This window comes from Nostoc sp. NZL (genome assembly GCF_015714705.1).
GTDB classification, from domain to species: domain Bacteria; phylum Cyanobacteriota; class Cyanobacteriia; order Cyanobacteriales; family Nostocaceae; genus Nostoc; species Nostoc foliaceum_A.
Window position 1 is genome coordinate 1 of sequence record NZ_WBKL01000012.1, and the last position, 5,596, is coordinate 5,596.

Here is a 5,596-nt window from a genome sequence, read left to right on the forward strand (position 1 = left end):
GAAAGAGCGATACTCGCCATAATTTTCTCCTAAAGGAATTGTCACAGTTGAGCAGATTTGGCAGCGATTAAGCTGTGTATTGCTTAATCGCTAATTCCAAAAGTTCTACAGAGCAATGTAGCTCAGTAGTCAATTACAAGAAAGTATCAGTGTCGCTATATGACTTGAGGATGTGTGCAGTCAAGCTAGCTCCAAAGGCTAACAATCCGAACTCTTGTCCCTTAATGCCGTAACCTAAAAGTGGCTCTATGCCCTCAGAAACATCGGAAACTTCACTATCACCACCATAAATAGTGATGGAATCAACATTGTTCAGGTCGTTGAGGAAGCTTTCAGAATCTTGGAACAGTTCAGAACCAGTGGTATTTAGTTGCGAAAGAGCGATACTCGCCATAATTTTCTCCTAAAATAATTGTCACAGTTGAGCAGATTTAGCAGCGATTAAGCTGTGTATTGCTTAACTGCTGATTCCATTTTTATTCGTAGTTTTTAGAAAAATCAAGCTTGTAAACCTGATTCGTAAGACATAAATAAATGGGTTACGTCTTTCTTTATGGCTCTATTTTTATTCAAAAAATGTTTTATAAAGGGTAGCATTAAGTTTATTTATATACTCTCTTAACAATAAAGTGTTTTTGGTTTTTCATAATTATGTATTTATGTCATCTATGAAAATTATCGCTGTCCAGATTCCCGAATTATTGAGAATTCGAGAACCTAACTTTTAACGAATGGTCTGAGACTGGGAATGCCGTCCTTGGGGCTGCCGCCTCCTTTGCTGGCGGCAGAGCCGCTTTTGAGTTGCATTTCCAGCCTCTGGCTGGAAACGACATTTGAAAAGGCTTTTAGCTTAAGTTGACACCTATGGGCAGTGCCGTGCCCCTACGGGTGTACCTCACGTAAACGAGAACCGCTATATTTGGAGTTATCTGTTCAATCAGTTGGAAAAATATCTGAATAAAAATCGTGCGCTCTTAATTAATCTAAGAGCGCACGATCCTAATGACTATCAAATTTTTATGATTGTGCACCACCAAGCTGAAGTCGTAAATCTACTATCTGTTGATCTAGCCTAGTTAACCAAGCAGCAACAGTCTCTTCCATATTTTCTGTTGAAAGTATATTAGAAGTATCTACTTCCTCTGTTCTTGATCTTCTTCTTCTTCTTCCACCCTCTATAGTTCTCATTTCCCAAGCAGTTACTTCAGTAAGCAGACTTTCGCCACTACTAGAATGCAGGTCGGATATTATTATCATGACTATTGATGTACCTCACAAAATCTAGTGATATTACTTGATTTAGCCTTAGATAAGATTAAGCTACAAATCCAGACTCCATCACTTTTATTTTGCAATCTAATTTTAAAGATTTAAATTTTTAGGCTTAATTTTCAAGACATAACTAAAGGAGTTTCGTCTGTAAAAGAAATGATTTTATAATATTCTGATATTGCTTGTCTTTCTAAATGAGTAGAGACACGATTGATCGCGTCTCTACTCATTTAGATTGCAATTTGTGATTAATTCTTCGCCTGTGGCTGCGAACCAGGAATGGTTACATCTATTGGTGTCACCTGTGCTGCTAGCTGCGTTAATGGTGGTTGAATAGCGGTTTGATTGCCCACCACTAGAGTCACAAGCTTTTCTGGCTTGAGGTATTCTCGTGCTACCCGTTGCACATCAGCGACGGTGGTGGCGGCGACGGCTTTTTGATAGCGAAACAGGAAATCAGCAGGATAGCCGTAATATTCGTATCGCATCAACCGTGATAAGGTTTGGCTGGGGTCTTGAAAGTTGAATACAAAAGAGTTGAGTGTAGACTCTTTTGCAAAAGCGAGTTCTTTTGCTGTTACTCTTTGAGTTTGGATGCGCTTGATTTCATCTTGTAAGGCTTTGACAAACTGCACGGTAGCATCCGATCGCGTTTGCCCACCAGCAATAAACATGCCAGGATAGTCGAAACGGGGACTCCAGTGGCCATAGACAGAGTAAGCTAAACCTTGACGCGATCGCAATTCATTAAATAAGCGTCCACCAAATCCATTCAACACCCCATTCAATACATCTAGCGCTGCATAATCGGGATTGTCGAACCGTCCGCCTAAATGTCCGATAAGTACACTACTTTGCGTCAGTTGTGGCTGATTGACAAAAAAGACTCCACCTGTATTAGCTGGCAAAACATTTGGTAATTTGGGTTTAGCAATACCTGGGTTGCGCTTCCAGTCACCAAACTTAGCTTGAATGAGCGATCGCATTTTCTTAGAGTCAAAATCTCCCACAATCCCCAAAATCATATTATTGGGGTGGAAATATTGCTGATAAAACTTGAGCAAATCCTCACGCTCAACCTGATCCACCGTTGCATACTCTATGGTGCGAGCATAGGGGCTATCTTTCCCATAGATCAATTTCTTAAATTCTCGACTTGCAATCCCATCTGGATCATCATTGCGACGGGCAATGCCACCCTTAGCCTGTGTCTTAGCCAAGTCTAGCTTTTCTTGAGCAAATACTGGCGATCGCAGCACCTCGGCAAACAGCCCAAACACCGTTTCTAAATCTTCACTCAGTGCGTCAAAGCTAGCACCACCAGAACCTTCACCAATACTAGCTTCAACAGATGCCGCCCGTTGTTCCAACATTTCGTTTAGTTCATCAGCCGAATGCTTCTTAGTTCCCCCAGTCCGCATCACCGCGCCTGTAAAACTAGCTAAACCAACTTTCTGTTGTGGTTCCAAACGATTTCCTGTCCGCACAAAGGCCGTTCCATTCACCAACGGCAATTCGTGATCCTCCATTAAATAGACAACCAAGCCGTTTTGAAGAACAAACCGCTCATACTTGGGTAACTTAATCTCAGGTAGCGATGGCAGCTGCAACTCAGTATGATGCTTTGCCTCAGCCGTCGCCGCCAGAGAAAAATTACAACTTAAAAGTAAACACGTAAAAACAGCAACCAAAGCATAAATCAGCCTCTGACTCTTTTGAATTCCGAATTGTTTACCCTTCACCTTAGACTTCTGCATATCTCTTTACCTTTGCGCCCTTTGCGCCCTTTGCGGTTAGTTTCTCTTATCCTTCTTTCGACAACAACTTACCAATCGTGCGATTTTTCGGTGTAAATGTCTCCTTTGACACCCGCACAATATCAGCCGTCGTCACCGCCGAAATATCATCTAACTGCTTAAACAAATTCCGCCAAGAGCCAGTTTTCACTTCATATTCCAACAATTGTTGAGCCATCCCCATATTTGAATCGAGGGTACGTAACAAACCAGCCCGTGCTTGGGTTTTCACCCGTTCCAAATCAGCCGCCGCTACAGGCTCAGTTTTTAATTTGTCAATTTCTTGGCGCAAAGCCACCGCCAATTCATCAACTGTATGACCAGGAGCCGTGAGAGCATAGAAAAATATCAGGTTTGGGTACTTATCTCCAGGAAATCCACTGTAACCTTGAGCACTTAACGCCAAACGCTGCTTTTCTACCAAAGACTTATACAACCGCGACGTGCGCCCATCACTTAATAAACTGCCAATGATTTCATAAACTGCATTATCTGGATGAGTAATCGCCGGACGATGATAACCTTCTAAATACCAGGGCTGAGAAGGTAGCTGTAAAGTAACTTCCCGTGTTTGTTTTTGTGGCGGTTCCACCGGGATTTGTTCAACAGCTTTGGTTTTTGCTTGAAAGCGGCCAAAATAAGTTTGCGCCAGTTTTTTCACCTCAGCCGGGTTAACATCTCCGACAATGGCAATGGTTAAATTACTTGGTACGTAGTGAGTATCAAAAAACTTTTGGACATCTTCTGGTGTCAGATTACGGATATCTTGGTCATAACCAATCACCGGCCGCCTATATGGATGGGCTTTGTAAGCAGTATCGATAAACTTTTCCACCATCTGTCCAATAGGTGAATTATCTACCCGCATCCGTCGCTCTTCTAAAATTACATCTTTCTCTTTATAAAACTCACGACGAATTACAGGATCGAGAAACCGTTCCGACTCCAGCGACATCCAAAGTTCCAGCTTATTGGCAGGAAAGCTGTACAAATAACGGGTAGCTTCAGTTGAAGTATTGGCATTTAAACCCACGCCTCCCGCTTGTTCGACAATTTGCCCCAATTCGTTTTGCTTGACAAGCTTGGCTGCTTGCAATTCCACTTGCTTAAACTCAGCTTCTAACCGAGCAACCTCATCTTTTTTGCCATCGGCTTTTGCTGTTTTAATTTGGCCATCCAACCGTTCTAAGGTTTCTAATAGAGGTTTTTCTTTTTTGTAGTCTTCTGTACCAATACGCGTCGTCCCTTTAAACGCTAAATGTTCCAGAAAGTGAGCTACACCAGTTTTGCCATCTGGCTCATCCACTCCACCGACATTTGCATAGGTAAGAAAAGAAACTACAGGCGCTTGATGTCGTTCCAAGACAATGAATTTTAAACCATTGTCGAGGCGGAATTCCGTTAACTCCTTGATGACTCGATCCAGATAAGGTTGGATCGAACTTTGAAGTGGTGGAGTTTGAGTTTTTTTAGGTTGCAGAACTCTTTGGGGGAAAGGTACCGTCTGAGTTTGAGCCAGAGCAATTTCTGGCAGCAATCCCCACCAGAAAATGATCAAAGCCAACAAAGCGACAAACAACCGCCGCAATATGACAGATACTTTATCTGACCAATCCAAAATCCCCAATCTAAAATCCAAAATTGACCGACTCATCTGGTTCATAAGCGCAAATTAAGATAAAGTTACACTACCTAAAAAACAGGATACTTAGCAAAAGGACGTTAATGTTGTATTAAGCATGTTAGGCTTTTTGTTCTTGACGTTAGACAATAATGCTACAAATCCTGTTCCGCAAATCTCACCATAACTGTTATGCGAGTTTTTAATTCTTCTCCACCCTCAGAGGCTCAGACACGCACCCGGATTTTACAGGCAGCACAACGCTTGTTTGCTTCTCAAGGATTTGACGGCACTACCACCCGCGACTTGGCACAAGCAGCAGGTGTAGCTGAAGGCACTCTCTTTCGTCATTTTCCCAATAAAAAGGCAATTTTGGTGGAAGTAGCCACGAGTGGATGGGTAGAGATTCTCACAGATTTGTTGACAGAATTAAGTGAGATGGGCAGCTATAAAGCCGTAGCACAGGTGATGCGTCGCCGGATGTGGAACTTCCAAAAAAATGCCGATTTAATGCGCGTTTGTTTTATGGAGGTGCAGTTTCATCCTGACTTGCGCGATCGCATCCAGTTAGAAGTCATTACCAAAATGACTGATGTGGGCGAAGCATTCTTTCAAACAGCTATGGATAAAGGCATTTATCGCAAAATGGATGCCAAGCTAGTTGCCAAAGTCTTCTTGGGAATGTTTGCGATCGCAGGTTTTTCTAACAACACCCTCATAGAACCTGACGCTTCTCCCCAACAAATGCAGGAAATGGCAGAAGGACTCGCTGATATCTTCCTTAATGGTGTTTTAGCCAAAGAGTAAATAGTGGGGCATTGGGCATTGGGCATGGGCAAGAGGACTTGGGGACAAGGAGAAAGACTTGTTTCAAATTCTCTCCCCTTGTCCCCTTGTCCCCTTGTCC

General features: G+C 42.6%; 5 protein-coding genes. 1 reads left to right on the top strand and 4 read right to left on the bottom strand.

Annotation, left to right across the window (positions count from 1 at the left end; all coding sequences use genetic code 11):
- Positions 1 to 133 precede the first annotated feature (133 nt).
- From F8R90_RS01270 to F8R90_RS01285, 4 genes are all read right to left on the bottom strand, one after another.
- Positions 134 to 394, bottom strand: a complete 261-nt coding sequence (locus F8R90_RS01270; RefSeq protein WP_196508901.1) for a hypothetical protein — start codon at positions 392 to 394, stop codon at positions 134 to 136.
- Positions 395 to 1,017: 623 nt separating this feature from the next.
- Complete coding sequence (locus F8R90_RS01275) at positions 1,018 to 1,257, bottom strand: hypothetical protein (protein ID WP_196508903.1); 240 nt, start codon at positions 1,255 to 1,257, stop codon at positions 1,018 to 1,020.
- Positions 1,258 to 1,520: 263 nt separating this feature from the next.
- Positions 1,521 to 3,029, bottom strand: a complete 1,509-nt coding sequence (locus tag F8R90_RS01280; RefSeq protein ID WP_196508905.1) for a M16 family metallopeptidase — start codon at positions 3,027 to 3,029, stop codon at positions 1,521 to 1,523.
- A gap of 46 nt (positions 3,030 to 3,075) precedes the next feature.
- On the bottom strand, positions 3,076 to 4,731 hold the full coding sequence (locus F8R90_RS01285) for a M16 family metallopeptidase (protein ID WP_442946732.1): 1,656 nt from the start codon (positions 4,729 to 4,731) through the stop codon (positions 3,076 to 3,078).
- A 150-nt stretch (positions 4,732 to 4,881) separates the two neighbouring features.
- On the opposite strand from F8R90_RS01285, the gene F8R90_RS01290 reads away from it, so the two are divergent.
- Complete coding sequence (locus F8R90_RS01290; RefSeq protein ID WP_190889630.1) at positions 4,882 to 5,496, top strand: TetR/AcrR family transcriptional regulator; 615 nt, start codon at positions 4,882 to 4,884, stop codon at positions 5,494 to 5,496.
- The last annotated feature ends 100 nt before the right edge of the window (positions 5,497 to 5,596 follow it).